This window comes from Paenibacillus tritici, assembly GCF_013204885.1.
Lineage (GTDB): Bacteria > Bacillota > Bacilli > Paenibacillales > Paenibacillaceae > Paenibacillus_AQ > Paenibacillus_AQ tritici.
In genome coordinates this window covers 38,857-56,935 of sequence record NZ_JABMKX010000024.1, presented here as the reverse complement: position 1 = coordinate 56,935, position 18,079 = coordinate 38,857, and the positions used below count along the sequence as shown (strand labels likewise).

The 18,079-nt window shown below is 52.7% G+C and carries 17 protein-coding genes and 2 tRNA genes; 16 read left to right on the top strand and 3 right to left on the bottom strand.

Translation table 11 applies throughout. The features are described 5' to 3' along the window. The first annotated feature begins 71 nt into the window (after positions 1–71). From HQN87_RS28935 to HQN87_RS28875, 13 genes are all read left to right on the top strand, one after another. Complete coding sequence (locus tag HQN87_RS28935; RefSeq protein ID WP_254075722.1) at positions 72–1,019, top strand: carbohydrate ABC transporter permease; 948 nt, start codon at positions 72–74, stop codon at positions 1,017–1,019. Next, the gene (locus HQN87_RS28930) at positions 1,012–1,851 is read left to right on the top strand and encodes a carbohydrate ABC transporter permease (protein ID WP_173140346.1); all 840 of its coding nucleotides are present in this window, start codon (positions 1,012–1,014) and stop codon (positions 1,849–1,851) included. Before HQN87_RS28935 ends, HQN87_RS28930 begins: the two co-directional genes overlap by 8 nt. A 95-nt stretch (positions 1,852–1,946) precedes the next feature. Then, positions 1,947–3,299, top strand: a complete 1,353-nt coding sequence (locus HQN87_RS28925) for an ABC transporter substrate-binding protein (RefSeq protein WP_173140344.1) — start codon at positions 1,947–1,949, stop codon at positions 3,297–3,299. Between the two features lie 42 nt (positions 3,300–3,341). Then, positions 3,342–4,943 carry a glycoside hydrolase family 43 protein gene (locus HQN87_RS28920; RefSeq protein WP_173140342.1) on the top strand — a complete coding sequence of 534 codons (1,602 nt, stop codon included), beginning with the start codon at positions 3,342–3,344 and terminating at the stop codon, positions 4,941–4,943. Positions 4,944–5,152: 209 nt separating this feature from the next. Continuing rightward, positions 5,153–6,946: a two-component system histidine kinase PnpS gene (pnpS, locus tag HQN87_RS28915; protein ID WP_173140341.1), complete on the top strand. Its 1,794-nt coding sequence runs from the start codon at positions 5,153–5,155 to the stop codon at positions 6,944–6,946. Between the two features lie 119 nt (positions 6,947–7,065). Further along, positions 7,066–7,794, top strand: a complete 729-nt coding sequence (locus tag HQN87_RS28910; RefSeq protein WP_173140339.1) for a response regulator transcription factor — start codon at positions 7,066–7,068, stop codon at positions 7,792–7,794. 146 nt (positions 7,795–7,940) lie between these two features. Further along, the gene (pstB, locus tag HQN87_RS28905) at positions 7,941–8,696 is read left to right on the top strand and encodes a phosphate ABC transporter ATP-binding protein PstB (RefSeq protein ID WP_216857490.1); all 756 of its coding nucleotides are present in this window, start codon (positions 7,941–7,943) and stop codon (positions 8,694–8,696) included. A gap of 59 nt (positions 8,697–8,755) precedes the next feature. After that, on the top strand, positions 8,756–9,415 hold the full coding sequence (gene phoU, locus HQN87_RS28900) for a phosphate signaling complex protein PhoU (protein WP_173140335.1): 660 nt from the start codon (positions 8,756–8,758) through the stop codon (positions 9,413–9,415). Between the two features lie 128 nt (positions 9,416–9,543). Further along, positions 9,544–12,216, top strand: a complete 2,673-nt coding sequence (gene polA, locus HQN87_RS28895; protein ID WP_173140333.1) for a DNA polymerase I — start codon at positions 9,544–9,546, stop codon at positions 12,214–12,216. Between the two features lie 51 nt (positions 12,217–12,267). Then, positions 12,268–13,119 (top strand): DNA-formamidopyrimidine glycosylase, encoded by an 852-nt coding sequence (mutM, locus tag HQN87_RS28890; protein WP_173140331.1) that lies wholly within the window; start codon positions 12,268–12,270, stop codon positions 13,117–13,119. Positions 13,120–13,295: 176 nt separating this feature from the next. Then, positions 13,296–14,021 (top strand): manganese efflux pump, encoded by a 726-nt coding sequence (locus HQN87_RS28885; protein WP_173140405.1) that lies wholly within the window; start codon positions 13,296–13,298, stop codon positions 14,019–14,021. A 9-nt stretch (positions 14,022–14,030) separates the two neighbouring features. Continuing rightward, entirely contained in the window at positions 14,031–14,627 is a 597-nt protein-coding gene (gene coaE, locus HQN87_RS28880) for a dephospho-CoA kinase (protein ID WP_173140329.1), read from the top strand. Next, the gene (locus HQN87_RS28875; RefSeq protein WP_173140403.1) at positions 14,627–15,190 is read left to right on the top strand and encodes a lytic transglycosylase domain-containing protein; all 564 of its coding nucleotides are present in this window, start codon (positions 14,627–14,629) and stop codon (positions 15,188–15,190) included. Before coaE ends, HQN87_RS28875 begins: the two co-directional genes overlap by 1 nt. Before the next feature lie 103 nt (positions 15,191–15,293). Here HQN87_RS28875 and HQN87_RS28870 read toward each other — a convergent pair whose 3' ends face one another. Then, the gene (locus tag HQN87_RS28870; RefSeq protein WP_173140327.1) at positions 15,294–15,512 is read right to left on the bottom strand and encodes an alpha/beta-type small acid-soluble spore protein; all 219 of its coding nucleotides are present in this window, start codon (positions 15,510–15,512) and stop codon (positions 15,294–15,296) included. A 126-nt stretch (positions 15,513–15,638) separates the two neighbouring features. Between HQN87_RS28870 and nrdR the strand changes: the two genes are divergently transcribed. From nrdR to HQN87_RS28855, 3 genes are all read left to right on the top strand, one after another. Continuing rightward, complete coding sequence (gene nrdR, locus HQN87_RS28865) at positions 15,639–16,115, top strand: transcriptional regulator NrdR (protein WP_173140325.1); 477 nt, start codon at positions 15,639–15,641, stop codon at positions 16,113–16,115. Between the two features lie 346 nt (positions 16,116–16,461). Further along, positions 16,462–16,537 (top strand) — tRNA-Ala (locus tag HQN87_RS28860). Between the two features lie 6 nt (positions 16,538–16,543). Beyond that, positions 16,544–16,616, top strand: a tRNA-Lys gene (locus HQN87_RS28855). Between the two features lie 72 nt (positions 16,617–16,688). On the opposite strand, the gene HQN87_RS28850 is transcribed toward HQN87_RS28855, so the two are convergent. Beyond that, complete coding sequence (locus tag HQN87_RS28850) at positions 16,689–17,381, bottom strand: helix-turn-helix domain-containing protein (RefSeq protein ID WP_173140323.1); 693 nt, start codon at positions 17,379–17,381, stop codon at positions 16,689–16,691. A 167-nt stretch (positions 17,382–17,548) separates the two neighbouring features. Further along, complete coding sequence (locus tag HQN87_RS28845) at positions 17,549–17,818, bottom strand: helix-turn-helix domain-containing protein (RefSeq protein WP_216857489.1); 270 nt, start codon at positions 17,816–17,818, stop codon at positions 17,549–17,551. Positions 17,819–18,079: the final 261 nt, after the last annotated feature.

The following is an 18,079-nucleotide window of genomic DNA, read 5'->3' as shown; positions in this document are numbered from 1 at the left end:
AAACAATCTTCGAAAGATAGTGTATTCAGCATGTTCACACGCTGGTTTAAGATAAGCGTGGAGGTGCTGTTATGGAATTATCCCAATCAACCGGCGGCAAGACAATGACCGTCAAATCTAAATCTGCTCGCAAAAAAAAGGGCGACCGCTGGTTTCCCTACCTGCTGATCGCACCGACAGTTCTGCTGATCGCAGGACTTCTCGTCTTCCCGATCTTCAGGGTGTTCGATCTCAGTGTGCAAAGCTATGATTTCACCCGGCTGCAGAAAGCGGGTTACATCGGACTCGAGAACTTCAAGAATATATTCACGCAGGATGATATGTTCTACTCTTCGCTGTGGATCACGGTGAAATGGGTACTGATAGAGGTAGTGCTGCAGCTAGTATTCGGTCTGGTTGTCGCACTGCTGCTGAACCAGGCGTTCAGGCTGCGCGGTCTGGTCCGTTCCCTGGTGCTTGTTCCCTGGGCGGTGTCCGGTGTACTTACTACCATGCTGTGGTCGCTGATGTTCAACCAGCATATAGGAATCATTAACGATATCCTGATGAAGGTGGGGCTGATCTCTGAGCCGGTCGCCTGGCTGGCCAATATCCATACCGTCTTTGGTTCTGTGATTGTCGCCGAGCTGTGGCGCGGCATTCCGTTCTTCGCGATCACGCTGCTGGCGGCGCTGCAGACGATTCCGCACGAGGTGTATGAATCCTGTGAGGTGGACGGTGCAGGGAGCGTGAAGAAGCTCTTTTTCATCACACTGCCTTTCCTGAAGGAGAGTATTGTGTTCGCAACGCTGCTGCGTGCCATTTGGGAGTTCAACTCCATTGATATGATCTTTACGATGACGAACGGCGGGCCGATGGATATGACCACCACGCTGCCGATTTATATGATGAAGACTTCCATCCTTGAAGGAAACTATGGTTATGGTTCCGCCATTGGTGTGGTCACCTTCGCGTTCCTGATGATCTTCGTTGTCCTGTACCTTAGACTGAACCGGTCAGGAGGGATGCAGGATGAATAGCAAATGGCACCGCAAGCTGGGTTCAAGGCTGCTGTTCTATATACCGCTTGTCCTGACACTGGTGTTCGTGCTGGTTCCGTTCCTGTGGGCCATCTCCACCTCGCTGAAGCGGGAGGGGGATGTACTTAGCGGCGTGGTCCGGTACATTCCGAGTCCGGCGACCTTCGAGAACTTCGTGCATGTGTGGAATGACAACAATTTCTCGCAATATTTCATGAATAGTGTGTTCGTGTCGGTGCTGTCCGTAGTGGCGATTACAGTGCTGTCTGTACTCAACGGTTACGCTATGAGCCGCTTCAAGTTCAAAGGCAAAGGGGCCTTCATGCTGGTTCTGCTGGCGACCCAGATGATGCCGGTCATTCTGTTCGTTATTCCGCTCTTCCTCATCTTCAAGAATCTCGGGATGATTAACACACCCTATGCGCTCATCTTGTTCTACATCGTGCTGCAGGTTCCATTCAACACGATTCTGATGCGCGGCTTCATCTCCTCGACACCGAAGGAAATTGATGAAGCGGCGATGGTCGACGGCGCCGGACGGTTCCGGATTATCTTCGCGATCATTATGCCGATCGTGCTTCCGGGAATCGTAGCAACCAGCGCATTCGCTTTCATCGGGGTATGGAATGAGTTCCTGGTCGCCTTCTCGTTCATTACGACGCCCGACCGCTTCACCATCCCGATCGGCCTCAAATTCATGGTTGGCGAATTCAGCGTCCAGTACGCGTCGCTGGCGGCCGGCAGTATTATCGGGCTGATTCCGCCCGTGCTGCTCTTCATGTTCATCCAGCGTTATCTGGTCGAAGGACTGGGCGGCGCAGTCAAAGGCTAGTGTCCGGTATCGCAAGGACGGACACGGCCGGGCAGAATACGCCGGGTTCGTCCTTTGAGATATATACAAGAAATTCAATTAGGGAGGATCACAGAATGATGGGGAAACACAAAGCGAAACGCACGGCGCTAGTATCGGCAGCATTGCTGCTGCTGCTGGCCGGCTGCGGAGGAAATAATGGCGGGAATACCGGGGGCAACAGCGCGGCAGCGGCGAATAACGGGGCAGGTAAAGCAGCAAGCGGAGAGAAAGCCAAAATCAGCTTCTGGGCGGCAGCCGTCACCACAGAACGCAATGCTTTTTTCGAAGAGATCGTGAAGCAGTTCGAGCAGGAGAATCCGGATATTGATGTGGATTATCTGGGCGTGCCGGGAGACCTTGCGGCTTATGAGCAAAAGGTTAACGTAGCCATCTCCGCTGATCAGGCGCCGGATGTGATGAATGACTTCAAATCCGATCTGCTGGCCCGGGGGGTGCTGGAGCCGCTGGATACGTATTATGACCAGTGGGCGGACAAGGATCTGCTCAACCCTGAACTAATCGCAAGTAACCGTAAGCTGGATACGGCAGAAGGTAAATTGTATGCGCTGCCATACAGCTCGCAGACCTGGAATCTCTGGGTACGTCCGGACTGGTTCAAGGAAGCCGGCCTGACCTTGCCGGATACCTGGGACCAATTCTTCGATGCTGCCGCCAAGCTGACGGATAAATCGAAAGACCGTTACGGGCTCAGTATCCGCGGCGGCGCAGGCAGTGCCAATACGCTCGAAATGCTGATGTATGCGTACTCCGGCATTACCGATTATTTCACGGCAGACGGCAAAGCAACAATTAATGACCCGCTTAATGTTGAATTTGTAGAGAAATATCTGGGCGCTTACAATGTCTATACACCTGAGGATGACCTCAATAAAGGCTGGAGTGAACTGGCTGCAACCTTCCAGTCGGGCAAAGCCGGAATCGTTGTGCATAACTTAGGCTCGGCCAGCTCCCATGAGAAAGCCTTCGGCGGTGACTATACGAAGTTCGAAGCTGTACCTTTTCCAAAGAGTGTAAAAGGCTACCGCGAGCACCCCGGTCTGATGCCGCTGGGGCTGACAATGAGCAAATCGGCGAAGAACAAGGATGCGGTCTGGAAATTCATGACCTTCTACCTGTCGCATGATATCAACAGCAAATACGGCAAGCTCTATGGCGAAATTCCTGCCAATACAGAAGCTGCCGGTGATGAATGGGTGCAGGGCGTGCCTTACATGAAGTCGGCCTCCGATCTGCTGAACAGCCAGGAGACGAAGTTCTCCGATGTGCCGTATTACCTGGCGGGTTATTCCAACGTGCAGAAATCGGTGGAACCGCTGATCCAGAAGGTAATGGCCAAGCAGCTGACTGCGCAGGAAATGCTGGATCAATGGGCATCGCTGCTGGAACAGGAAAAGGCGGCACAATAAACTGCCCGGGCGGTAGGCGTCCGGCGCTGAAGGAGTTATTCAATGGAGACAATCAATGCGCCCTGGGTATCCGACCTTGGCAATGGCCGGTACCGCAACCCGGTGCTGTATGCAGATTATTCTGACCCGGATGTGATCCGGGCCGGGGATGATTATTATATGACCGCGTCGAGCTTCAACCACATGCCTGGACTGCCGATTCTGCATTCCCGTGACCTGGTGAACTGGACGATTGTCAATCACGCGCTGGACAGGCTGGACCTGCCGGGGTATGACCAGGTTCAGCACGGCAAAGGTGTATGGGCACCCAGCCTGCGCCATCATGACGGGAAGTTCTGGATCTTCTTCGGTACGCCGGATGAAGGAATCTTCATGACGCAGGCCGGGGACCCGCTCGGGAAGTGGTCTGCACCCCATCTGGTCAAAGCGGCCAAAGGCTGGATTGACCCTTGCCCCTTCTGGGACGAGGACGGACAGGCTTACCTGGTCCACGCCTTCGCGAAGAGCCGCAGCGGAATCAAGCATATTCTGCATGTGTGCAGGATGACCCCGGACGGCAGGGAGCTGCTGGATGAAGGCCGGCTGATTATTGACGGAACGATCAATCATCCGACCCTGGAAGGTCCCAAAATGTACAAGAGGGAAGGATGGTATTACATTCTTGCCCCTGCGGGCGGTGTGTCCACAGGCTGGCAGGCTGCCTTCCGCTCCAAGTCCATTTATGGCCCATACGAGGAGCAGATTGTGCTTGAACAAGGGAATACCCTGGTGAATGGCCCTCATCAGGGCGGCTGGGTAGAGACGCTGGAAGGAGAAAGCTGGTTCCTGCATTTCCAGGACAAGGGGGCTTACGGGCGGATTGTCCATCTGCAGCCCGTAGAATGGATTGACGGCTGGCCGGTAATGGGGCAGGCCGCAGCAGGAACTCTGACCGGGAATCCGGTATCCGAATGGTGCAAGTCGGAGTCTTCCGGCACAGGGACAGCTCTGCCGGCGGCTCCCCAGACCTCCGATGATTTCGCGGACGGGCGTCCGGGGCTGCAATGGCAGTGGCAGGCCAATCCGCAGGACGGCTGGATGGTCTCCAGCCACCCGGGTCCGGGACTCCGGCTCCGCTGCGCACCGCTGGACACGCAGCGGTTATATGATGCGCCGCAGCTCCTGATGCAGAAATTCGCCGCGCCTGCCTTCACGGCCCGGGTGCAGATTACACCGCAGTTCAGCGCCAGGTCTGAACGCGCAGGCCTGGTAGTGCTGGGGCATAAGGCGGTACATGTAAGCCTGTTCCCCGGTGAGGATGGCGGCCTATGCCTAGGCCGGTTCGAGAGCCTGCCGGCAAGCCCGGAGGAAGAAGTGGAGCAGGAGTGTGTGTTCACGGATGATTTTGTGAAGCTGGACTCGGATGCTGTATATCTTCAGCTTACGGTCTCGGAAGAAGCAGAATGCCGTCTGGCGTACAGCCTTGACGGAGAAAGTTACACAGAGATAGGCTCTCCTTTCCAACTGAAGGAAGGCGAAGGAGCCTGGGTAGGTGCCAAATTCGGCCTGTTCGCGCTAGGTTGCGGTCCGGCTAACGCAGCAGCGGAGCACGGTTATGCCGAGTTCGGGCGGTTCGGGGTCCAGACACTTAAATTAAATAATTAGCACACAAAGCACGCGTCACCCTCATCGGGCCGCGTGCTTTCGTGCGTAATTCTTGATTTCTCCTGCGTGCTCTGTATCCCACCTAGCTTAACAAGCTCATGCACCCCATTTTACACTCCGTTGATAATCACCGCCGGAACTGGTATTTTGACGAGAATGAAGGTAGAGTGTTCTCAAGGACATAATGACAAGGAAGAGGACTACTGCTGATGAAACCATTCCGCATTCGACTTACCATCATACTTATGGCTTTGATAGGGATATCAATGACCGGGGCCGGAATAACCATGGCTCAGTTGTTCAAGGATTCACATATTTCCGTACTGGAAGAGAACATGTCCCGGGAAATAAAGCTGCTCTCCGGCACCTTTTCATTCCTCAACACCAACAGTCCGGACGCCTTGAATTACTATACCGAACAGGCAGAGAAGATCTCTTCATTGACCGGATCACGGATCACCTTCATTACCAAGCAGGGCCGGGTGATTGGCGACTCGGAGAAAAATCCGCTGGATATGGACAATCATTCCACCCGTGAAGAGGAGCTGCTTGCCGCGAAGGAAGGGATAGGCCATGCGATCCGCTACAGCGATACGCTGGACCGCGAGATGCTGTATGTTGCCGGTGCGGTCGTGTCTGATCAGGGGTTCGACGGATATATTCGGCTGTCCATGGGTCTGGATACGGTATCGGAAGGGTTGAACCGGGCGTGGATGATCATGGCAGGGGGACTTGTGCTGCTCTTTATCGCGGCCACCCTGGTGAGCTACAAGGTAGCCTCCAGTATGACTTCACCGCTGGAGCAGATCACCAGAGTGGCCCGGCGGATTACCGATTTGGACTATGACGCCCGCGTGCCTATGAAGCGCAAGGATGAGATCGGCCAGCTGGCAACGGCAATCAACGCGATGGCCGACAGCCTGCAAGCCCAGCTCAAGACGATCCGCGATAATGAGGACCTTTTGCAGAGCGTACTTGATAACATGACCGGCGGAATTGTGATGATCAACGCAGAAGGGGAGATCGCCTTGCTTAACCGGGCGGCCGAACGCTTGCTCGATGTGAAGCACAGCGAGATGACCGGGCATTCTTATAAGGAGATCAAGCATCATTATGAGCTTACCCGGCTGATTGATGACGGGGTATCCGCAGGCGAGCCCATTCATGAGGAGCGCAGCATCTATAACCCGGTGGAGCGGATTGTACGTGTGGACGGGGTGCCGATGATACAGGACGGCTGCTCCCGGGGAATGCTGTTCCTGTTGCAGGAGGTTACGGAGATCCGCCGTCTGGAGAAAATGCGCAGCGAATTCGTCGCCAATGTCTCCCACGAGCTGAAGACCCCTGTCGCTGCCGTAAAAGGCTTCGCCGAGACCCTGCTGGGCGGGGGGGTTACGGATGAGAAGACAGCGCGGTCGTTCCTGCAGATCATATACGACGAGAATGAACGGCTGAACCGCCTGATCGGCGACATCCTGGAGCTGTCCAAAATCGAATCCAAACGCGTTCAACTGGAATGCTCTCCGGTCCATCTCATCGAATTCTTCGATTCTGTCCTGGAGACACTTAGTAAGGTAGCGGAGAAGAAGAAAATTACACTCAGCTCTGATGTGCCAGCCGAGCTGTTCATTGAGGGAGATGAGGACAAGCTGCGCCAGATCTTCATGAATCTGCTCTCCAATGCAATCAACTATACCCAGGACGGCGGGAATGTAAGAGTCACCGCCATGAACATTCAGAAGGCGGATGGAACAGAGAGCGTACGCTTTACCGTCAGTGATACGGGGATGGGAATTCCGCGCAAGGATCTGCCGCGGATCTTTGAACGCTTTTACCGGGTGGACAAAGCCCGCTCCAGAAGCTCCGGCGGAACCGGTCTCGGGTTATCCATTGTCAAGCATCTGGTAGAGCTGCACCGCGGCTCCATTAATGTAGAGAGCGATCTTGGCATCGGCAGCTCGTTTATCCTGGAACTGCCGCTATTGCAGGAAGATCATCAATAGGGATGATAGGGATCAGCTTAATTTAATTCGTATTTTTACACTAAGTTAACATTGTGGTGCTATGATGTGCATATGTGTAGTTTTGTAAATTAATAACCTATGAAAAGACGGGGGAACCTATGGCACAACGATTGCTTGTCATTGAAGACGAACCGACACTGGCCCGGCTGCTGTCGTATAACCTGACACAGGAAGGCTATGAAGTGACGGTGGAGGATCATGGAACGGCAGGATACGACCGTGCGACTAGAGAACCTTTTGACCTGATCGTACTGGATCTTATGCTGCCCGGCATGAACGGCATTGACATTCTGGATAAATTGCGCGGACAAGGCATACGGACACCGGTCATTGTACTGACGGCCAAGAATGCCGAAGAGGATGTCGTGCGGGGACTGAAATCCGGGGCCGATGACTATATTACCAAGCCATTTGGCGTATCGGAGCTGCTGGCCCGTGTCAGCGCCGTGCTGCGGCGGATCTCCGGCATTGCCGAGGAAGCCCCGCCGGAGACGGCCGTGTCTTCATCGACGATTATTCTCGGACAACTCGAGATCTACCCCGAGCGTTATGAGGTCTCCCTGGGCGGACAGAGCATCAATCTACGTCCCAAGGAATTTGAAGTGCTGCTGTATCTGGCCCGGAAGCCGGGCGTAGTCCTGACGCGGGATGATCTGATGAATGCAGTCTGGGGCTTTGACTATATCGGGGGGCAGCGTACCGTAGATGTGCATGTCAGCTCGCTGCGTAAGAAGCTTGAGCTTGATCCTGAATCCGTGCATATTGATTCCATTCGCGGCGTAGGATATAAGCTGGTTGTGAACAAGAAGAGAACACCGGTCACTTAAAAAGATAATATATAAGCATCACAAGATAATTGATCCTTCTGGTCACGCTTTGATTTTACATTGTGTTAACAATTCTCTGGAGCTCTATTTACACTGAAGGCTTATCATGGGGAACGAAGATGATGAGAAGGAGACAACAGAAACCAATGAAATCCATCATTGACATAGAGAAGCTTGATCTCTACTATGAGTCGTTTCACGCACTGAAGAATGTGGATTTGCAAATCCCAGAGAAGCAGGTAACTGCTTTTATCGGCCCTTCCGGCTGCGGGAAATCCACCCTGCTGCGTACCCTTAACCGTATGAACGACATGATTCCCGGAACACGCATTGAAGGCAAAGTGAACATCGGCGGCAAAAATATTTACAGCGACGAGGTTGAAGTGGAAAGTCTGCGCAAGCAGGTAGGGATGGTGTTCCAGCAGCCCAATCCTTTTCCCAAGTCGATCTATGACAATGTGGCTTATGGTCCGCGCCTCCATGGGGTGAAGGGCAAAGCCGAGCTGGATGTCATTGTGGAGCAAAGCCTGCGCCAATCCGCGCTCTGGGAGGAAGTGAAGGATTTCCTCAAGAAGTCTGCACTCAGCCTGTCCGGCGGCCAGCAGCAGCGTCTCTGTATTGCCAGAGCCCTTGCAGTACAGCCGGATATTCTGCTGATGGATGAGGCGACTTCCGCACTTGACCCCGTGTCCACACTGAAGATTGAGGAGCTGGTGCAGGAGCTGCGGGATAAGTATACGATTGTGATGGTCACGCATAATATGCATCAGGCTGCACGCGTATCGGGCCGCACCGTATTTTTCCTGAACGGCGTAATTGTGGAGGCTGCGGATACAGAACTGCTGTTCTCGAACCCGAAGGACTCCCGCACAGAAGATTATATCTCCGGCCGTTTCGGCTAAGTGAGGCTTAGGTTCATGCTTGGATGACCATATGTTTTGGAGGAGGATCGTTTACCCATATGATTCGCAGAAAAGAATTCGATAAAGATCTGGAAGAGCTGCGCACGCTGCTGCACCAGATGGGCGAGCATGTAACGGATGCCCTGGATGGTGCGGTATTGGCACTGCAGACTCTGGATACCGTAAGGGCCCAGGAGATTGTCAAAGCCGATCTGCGGCTGAATGCCATGGAAGACCGGATTATGGAGATCGGCTCACGCCTGATCATTACCCAGCAGCCGGTAGCGAAGGATCTGCGCCGCATTATTGTGGCCTTCAAAATCTCCAGTGACCTTGAGCGTATGGGGGATCTGGCACTGGATGTGGCGAAGGTGACAATGCGCATCCAAGGGCAGCAGCTGATCAAGCCGCTGGTGGATATTCCGCGGATGGCTGAGCTTGTAACTGTAATGACCACGGAAGCCATTCAGTCTTATCTGGACGAGAATACGGATCTGGCCTACAAAATGGCGCAGGATGACGATCAGGTAGACGGGTTGTACAGTGCGATGATCAATGAACTGTATGCCTATATGGTTGAGAAGCCGGAGTCCCTGAATCAGGCCATGCTGCTGACCCTGGTGGGCCGTTATATCGAGCGGATCGCCGACCACGCGACCAATATTGGCGAGAGCGTTGTCTATCTTGTTACAGGCAAACGCCCGGATCTGAATCAATAAAAGCACAGCTTACGACAGCAAGCCTTTTTTCCCCGGGGGCTTGTTTTTTTTGCGCTACACGATTTCAACTTGGTGCAGGGCATATGGTACTATATAAGAAGTAAGAAAGACAAAGGCGAGGTGCTAGTGTGGACAAGCTGATACTGATTGATGGAAATAATATCATTTACCGGGCGTTTTTTGCGATGCCCCCGCTGACGAATACGGCGGGCCAGCAGACGAATGCGGTATACGGATTTACGACCATGCTCCTGCGTTTAATCGACGAATACAAACCGAGTCATATGATTGTTGCCTTCGACGCCGGGAAGATTACCTTCCGGCATGAAGGCTATGAAGATTATAAAGGCGGACGCCAGAAGACACCGCCAGAGCTGTCCGAGCAGTTCCCGCTGCTGAAGGAATTATTGAAGGGCCTGGGGGTTCCGCAGTTTGAGATCGGCGGCTATGAGGCCGATGACATTATCGGCACGATCTCCCGGGAGGCCGATGCCGCCGGGCGTCAGGTCATGATTGTGTCCGGGGACAAGGACATGCTGCAGCTGGCTTCCGAGCATACCACGGTGGCCCTGGTGCGCAAGGGCGTTACAGAAGTGGAGCTGTACGGTCCGCAGCAAATCCGGGACAAATATGATCTCACCCCGGAGCAGATTATTGATCTGAAGGGGCTGATGGGCGATGCCAGCGACAATATTCCCGGAGTTCCGGGAGTAGGGGAAAAGACGGCGCTTAAGCTGCTCCAGCAATTCGGATCGGTGGAAGGGGTACTGGCTGGAACCGGTGAGTTGAAGGGGAAAATGAAGGAGAAGCTGGAGGAGCACGCAGACAGCGCCATCATGAGCAAGAAACTGGCGACGATCTATAGGGAGGTTCCACTTGAACATGCCTGGGAGGATATGGTCTTCAGCGGAATCCATACGGATACGGCCGGTCCGGCCCTTGCCAAGCTGGAATTCAAATCCCTGCTCGAACGTCTGTCCCTGAGCGCTTATTCCCATGCAGCAGGCAGCAGCGGTTCAGATCCCGCAGAGGTGGAAGCGGCAACGCTTACCATCACGATTGTGGACGAAGCCGGGCTGGCTGGCCTGCTTGCCGCCTTGCCGGACATCTCTGCGCTGCATGTGGAGTCGAATGGTGAGAATCCGCACCGTGCGGAGGTCATTGGCCTCGGGCTGTCTTCGCCGGAGCAGCATTATTTCGTGCCGTTTGATCTGCTGAAGAGTCCCGCAGCGAAGCCGCTGCGGGATTGGCTCGGCGACGAACAGGCGCCGAAGAGCGGGTATGACCTGCACCGTGCCGATCTGGCGCTGCATTGGCACGGGATTGCTTTTGCCGGAGCGGCGAATGATGTTCAGCTTGCTGCCTATCTGCTGGACCCGACGGAAGCGAGCCAGAACCTGAATGATCTCACCAGCAAATACGGCCTGCCCCGCCTGTCGCCGGATGAAGATGTGTTTGGCAAAGGGGCTAAATATAGAATACCGGAGCTTGAGATTCTTGGGAACCATGTCGCCCGCAAGAGTGCAACCGTGCTTGGGATCGTGCAGAAGCAGCAGGAGGAGCTGGACAAGACGGGAATGACCGGACTGTTCCAGGATCTGGAGATGCCGCTCTCTCGGATTCTTGCCGATATGGAGAAGCAGGGAATTGCCGTCAACAGAGACGATCTCCTGGAGCTGGGCAAAGAATTCGAAGCTCAGATCGCCAGGCTGGTGGCCGAGATCTATTCCATCTGCGGTACGGAGTTCAATCTCAATTCACCGAAGCAGCTGGGCGAAATCCTGTTCGTGAAGCTTGGCCTGCCTGTGGTGAAGAAGACAAAAACCGGGTATTCAACCGATGCTGAGGTGCTGGAGAAGCTTGCGCCTTATCATGACGCCGTGCGTCTGATTCTGCAATACCGTTCCATTGCCAAGCTGCAATCTACCTATGTGGAAGGCCTGCTGAAGGAAATCTCGCCGGAGACCGGCAAGGTGCATACCTTCTACCGGCAGACCATTGCCGCAACGGGCCGCCTGAGCAGCCAGTTCCCGAACCTGCAGAATATTCCGATCCGGCTGGAAGAGGGCCGCAAGATTCGCAAGGTGTTCGTGCCTTCCGAACCGGGCTGGTCGATTCTGGCAGCGGATTACTCGCAGATCGAGCTGCGTGTGCTGGCGCATATCTCGGGTGATGAGCGGATGAAGGATGCTTTTGTAGAGGATATGGACATTCATACCAAGACAGCCATGGATGTCTTCGGAGTCACAGCGGACAGTGTCGACAGCAATATGCGCCGCTCCGCCAAGGCGGTTAACTTCGGCATTGTGTATGGCATCAGCGATTACGGCCTGTCACAGAACCTGAATATTCCGCGCAAGGAAGCGTCCCGGTTCATCGAACAATATTTCGAAGTGTTCAAGGGCGTCCGCCGTTATATGGATGATATTGTCGTGGAGGCCCGCAAGCAGGGGTATGTCACTACACTGCTGGAGCGCCGCCGTTATCTGCCGGAGATCAATGCGAAGAACTTCAATCTGCGTTCATTCGCTGAACGTACGGCGATGAATACGCCGATTCAGGGAACGGCTGCCGATATCATTAAGCTGGCCATGGTTCACATGGACAAGGCGCTGCATGAGCGCGGTCTTAAGAGCCGGATGCTGCTGCAGGTGCACGATGAGCTGGTGTTCGAGGTGCCGGAGGATGAACTGGAGCAGATGAAGCTGCTCCTGCCGGAGGTAATGGCGGGTGCGCTGGAGCTATCCGTTCCGCTGAAGGCGGAGGTAAGTTTTGGCAGCAACTGGTACGAAGCGAAATAGGGTCCCCGCATCCGCTGTATATCCGGTATAATGGAAGGGAGGTGAGCCATTATGCCGGAACTGCCGGAAGTCGAAACAGTCAGAAGAACACTTAATGATTTAATTACAGGCAAGCAGATAGAGCATGTCACGGTCCGGCTGCCGCGGATTATTCAGCGCCCGGATGATATTCAGGCCTTTGCCCATATGCTGGCAGGCCATACAGTAGTAACGGTTGAGCGCAGAGGCAAGTTCCTGCGGTTCGTGTTCGATGGTCTTGTGATGGTCTCCCATCTGCGGATGGAAGGCCGTTACGGGATGTACCGTAAGGACGAGGTGCTGGACAAGCATACGCATGTTATTTTCCATTTCACGGATGGTACGGAGCTGCGTTATACCGATGTCCGCCAGTTCGGAACGATGCATCTGTTCCAGCCGGGCGAGGATCTGCTGCTGAAGCCGCTGAACAAGCTGGGACAGGAGCCGCTAGACGCGGGCTTCACACTGGACCGGTTCAAGGAGATAGTCTCGAAGCGCAGCACCAAGATCAAGCCGCTGCTGCTGAATCAGGAATATATCGTCGGGATCGGCAATATTTATGTAGATGAGTCCCTGCACCGTGCAGGAATTCACCCTGAGGAAGCTGCGAAGTCACTCTCGGAAGAACAGCTCGCCAGGCTGCATCATGCCATTGTCGCAACACTGACAGAAGCAGTGAATGCGGGAGGCTCCTCGGTGAAGTCGTATGTCAACGGCCAGGGAGAGAGCGGGAACTATCAGGATCAGCACCGCATATACGGACGTAAGGATCAGCCTTGTGCGACCTGCGGCACGCTGATTGAGAAGAGTGTTGTCGGCGGCCGGGGGACGCATTATTGTCCAAGCTGCCAGCCTCTACCCGTGCTGATTCAACAGCCGCGGTGAAGCCTGCGAAGCTCCATTCTGAGTAAGTTACACCTTAAGTTATCCATGTTACATCAAATGGCAGGCACTCACTGCCCGTCCCGCCCATATAATGTGTGAAGATTGCTGATTATGGCGAAGCGGAGCGCGGATCATATGATCCGTCAGGCTCCGGTTCTTCACGGGAGGGATTGCGGGTGCTTAGCCCATTGTTGTCACTGCTGCTGCTTGCGTTTGCTCTAAGTTTAGACGGATTTGGTGTTGGTATTACATATGGACTGCGTAAAATGAAAATCCCTTTGCTCTCCATTATGATTATCTCGCTCTGTTCGGGAGTGGTCATCTATGGTTCGATGCAGGTCGGCGTACTGCTGGCCAAGGTGGTCTCGCCGAATGCCGCTTCCAGTATCGGAGCGGTTATTCTGGTCTTAATGGGCTGCTGGTCCTTGTTCCAGATGCTGACGCAGAAGGAACAAGAGCAGGAAGAATCAGCGCCCGGGGCGGCAGAGGGAACTTCCGGCCGGGAAGCCATGCAGGAGACTGCTGCCGCTGCGGCTCTTGCAGATTCAGAGCTGCCAAAGCCGGCCGTGTTCTCTCTGGAGCTGCGGCACCTGGGGGTGGTCATCCAGATCCTCCGCACACCGTCTTCGGCCGACATGGATGCTTCCGGGAGTATCTCCTCCATGGAAGCCATGATCCTCGGCATAGCGTTGTCGCTGGATGCCTTCGGCGCCGGTCTCGGTGCTGCGCTGCTTGGGTTCGGTGCATTATCAACCTCGCTGATGATCGCCTTGTTCAGCGGAACCTTTCTGCTGCTGGGGATGAAGACCGGACTGAGATTGTCCGGCAGCTACTGGATGAAGCATGCGGCTGTTCTGCCGGCGATATTATTAATAGCAATGGGTATAATGAAGTTATTATGAGGTGAGTACATGATTATAGGCTTAACCGGAGGAATTGCTTCGGGCAAAAGCACCGTGTCTGCAATGTTTGTCCGGAAGGGAGCCGCTCTGGTGGATGCGGATGTCATCGCCAGAGAGGTTATGCTTCCGGGGCATCCGGTATTGGCCGCTGCTGTGCAGGCATTTGGAGAGCGGATTCTGCAGCCTGACGGTTCACTGGACAGGGCGGTGCTGGGTGAGATCGTTTTCCGGGACCCGGAGGCGCTTAAGACCTTGAACAACCTGACCCATCCGGCGATCCGCAGGCAAATTAAGGACCGGATGTATACGCTGGAGCAGGAAGATCCGCAGCGATTGGTGATTGTGGATATTCCGCTGCTCTATGAGTCCGAGCTGGATTCATTATTTGATCAGATCATTGTGGTGTATGTTCCCAGGAGGGTGCAGCTGGCCCGCCTCATGGAGCGGAACGGAATGAAGCTTGAACAGGCGGAGGACCGGCTTAGATCCCAGATGGACATTGAGCTGAAACGCAGGAAAGCCAGTCATGTAATCGACAATAGCGGCAATCTCGAAGCTACGGAGCGGCAGGTTGCCGGTCTGTGGGACAAGCTGGGTCTGCTATGATGAAGTGGCTGCGCAAAAAAAGAGTACTGCTGTTGTTATTCGTGGGCTTCACAGCCATTCTGTTCCTGGGTACCCACTGGATGTCGTGGTTTTATCCGATCCATTATAAAGAAGAGATCCGCCGGCACAGTCTCACTTATGAGATGGACCCGTTCCTTGTAGCGTCAATCATTCGAGTGGAGACCAATTATAAGACCGGACGCGAATCCAAAAAAGGAGCGCTCGGGCTCATGCAGCTCATGCCGGATACCGCCAAGTGGGCTCTGGAAAAGGCCAAGCTTCCCAAAGTGTCGCTCGAGCGGCTCAAGGAGGAGCCGTCATCGAACATTGAGCTGGGTACCTGGTATTTGTCTACGTTGTCCAAGCAGTTTGACGGCAACCGCATTGCGGTCATAGCCGCATACAACGCCGGACCAGGCAAAGTGCAGAGCTGGCTGGATGCGGGACAATGGGACGGAACGGAAGCTTCGGTGAAGGACATTCCGTTCGGTGAGACCCGGCACTACGTGCAGCGTGTGATTTATTATTACGACCAGTACACAGAGCTTTACAGCGAGTTCTGAGGCACTTTACCCTTTAATTATTCTGCTGCACGTTAAAAAGAAGCATCAAACGGCCCGGAGGCCGTTCGATACTTCTTAGGCAAGCTTATGTCGTTTGGGCAGGTTATTTGAACTGACCTGCCAGTTGCTGTTCAGCCAGGGTTACAAGACGTTTAGTGATGTAACCACCGATCGAACCGTTTTCGTAAGAAGTTTTATTGCCTTGGTATCCGTCTGGGGAGAGGGTAATACCGAGTTCTTGGGCAACTTCATATTTCAGTTGTTCCAAGGCACCACGTGAATTTGGAGCTACCAGGTTGTTGGAGCTGTTGTTTTGGCTCATTGCTGTTCACCTCCTATCGGTTGGTAACTGTATTATGTGCCGGACATGCCATATTCATAACAACAAATAAACGGTGATTTCTGGAAATTAACAATCCATTCTTAAGATGAGGAAGTGAAGAAGCTTATGAAATGTCCTTACTGCGATCACACCAATACCAAAGTGCTTGATTCGCGTCCAGCCAACGAGAATAAGTCGATCCGCCGCAGGCGTGAATGCGAGCTGTGCAGCCGCCGGTTCACCACCTTCGAGATGATTGAAGAGACCCCCCTGATTGTGATCAAAAAAGACGGCAGCCGTGAAGAGTTCAGCCGGGACAAAATCCTCCGCGGCCTTATCCGCGCCTGCGAGAAACGTCCCGTTCCTGTAGAGCGTCTGGAGGTCATCGTATCCGAGGTCGAGAAAAGTCTGCGCGGCATAGCCCTGGCGGAGATCGAGAGCCGCCAGATCGGCGAGCTGGTCATGGAGCAGCTCTACCCTGTAGACGAGGTGGCCTACGTGCGCTTCGCGTCCGTGTACCGCCAGTTCAAGGACATCAACATGTTCATGAAGGAACTGAAGGGACTGCTCTCCAAGAACACGGAAGAGCTGGACGGCTTGTAAGCGCATAAAAAGCTGGGTCATGCTGGTAGCGGCTTGAATGGGACTTGCCTTGAGTTTAGGGGTCAAGTCCCTGTGTAGAGTGCCGTCCCAAGTTACCATCAAATTAATTTCATAAAATGGTTGACACTAACGATGAATTTCTGTATTATATAGAAGTCGCCTACGAAACACATTGATTTATAAGCGACTAGAACACACTGCTCTAATTGGATTTTAGAATACATAATGTCATTCTAAATCAAGCTTGTGGGGCCATAGCTCAGCTGGGAGTACACGCTGGCTAGAAACACTGCCCAACAAAGTAATAAAGACCATTTTGAAATAATTGGAAAAAATGTAAGCGTATGGGGAATTAGCTCAGCTGGGAGAGCGCATCGCTGGCAGCGATGAGGTCAGGGGTTCGAGCCCCCTATTCTCCACCATACTATGGACTCTTAGCTCAGTTGGTAGAGCAGTAGACTCTTAATCTATTTGTCCAGGGTTCGAGCCCCTGAGAGTCCATTACAGAAGAAACGGCAGAGATGCCGTTTCTTTGTTTTATTATTGAGCATACTCAACACGGAGAGGATGAACTTACTTAATTGTTTTAACTAATGGATTGCCACTGATCTCCAGAAGTTCGAACGCCTTCCAGACCATGATGTTATCTTGATCGTATAGATGAGTTGCTTTTTCAAGAATGCCACTTTGTTTGGCAACATGATTTAATTGTTGCACCATGTAATTAGAGTTGCACAGGGCAACAACCTTCTTGCTATAGATTGTTAACTCTTGCTGAAACAGAACTGCTTTTTCCGCCACTTCGGGCGAGTAGACTGCGATTTCCCCATCAGACGCTTTCATCTCGCGGTGATCGACTAAGACACTGAGTTCATCTTTTCCATAAGCGGAATAAAAACCATTTAAAGTTTTCGACATGTATTCGACATTAGCGGCTGTCAACAAACCATGTACCTGAAAGCTGAGCACTTTCTTTTCACTATCCAGAGAGTATTTGAACCGCTCAAGGAACGGAATAGTAAAGTCCTTTTGCTGATAAGCAGGGGTTGCAGAGAATCGCTCATCGGCAAATAGGTAGGACATAGAAACATTAAACGCAAATGCGATCTTCTCAAGGTTGACAATACTGATATTGCGTTCCCCGCGCTCAACACCGCTGATATAGCTTCGATCAAGTCCAGCTCGATAAGCAAGCATTTCTTGAGACATGCCTGACCGTGCTCTTAATTCTTTACAACGTTGTCCAAACTCCTGCCTTATACCCACAACTGCGAACCTCCTAAACAAAATCAATCCACATATAAAGATATCGGAAAATCGGGTCTAAAGTTGTAGATCAATCAGCATTTGTTACTCATAGTCAACTGAAATGAAGAAGAATCTCAGGTAATATGAAAAAAGCTATCAGCGAGCGGCTGATAGCTTCTGAGCGCTTATTCCATATCGGAATGCACATCTTTTAGATTTTCGTACTCTACTTCGACTATTTTGAAAAAGGTGGAAGGCTTTGTTTGAAGTCCTTCACAAAGCTGAAAGATCTTGCTGACGGAGGGTTCGTTCTTGCCAACTTCGATAAGGGATATGTAGGCGCGGTCGACCGAGCAAAGACCTGCGAGATCTTCCTGACTTAAGTCTTGTTGTAATCGAATGGCTTTAATGGTCTTGCCAATAATCTGTCTTATGGTTAAGGGATGTTCGTTCAAAAGAGAAAACTCCTTTTATAACCATTTTCAATAAGGTATAATACAAATGACAGGTCGAGTATCCAACAAAAATTAAATATATGTAATTTAACACGAAAGAAAAAAGTTCTTTACCCTTTGTTTAGGCTTTAGAAGCCTATGGAAACCACCGGATGCCATCAATGCCTATGAAAACAGGTCAAGTCTGGTTTGTTATCTGGCGATGGATGTCGCGGGAGTTTTACTGAAACAACGAGAAGCATTAAGCAATTAGGGAGTTAA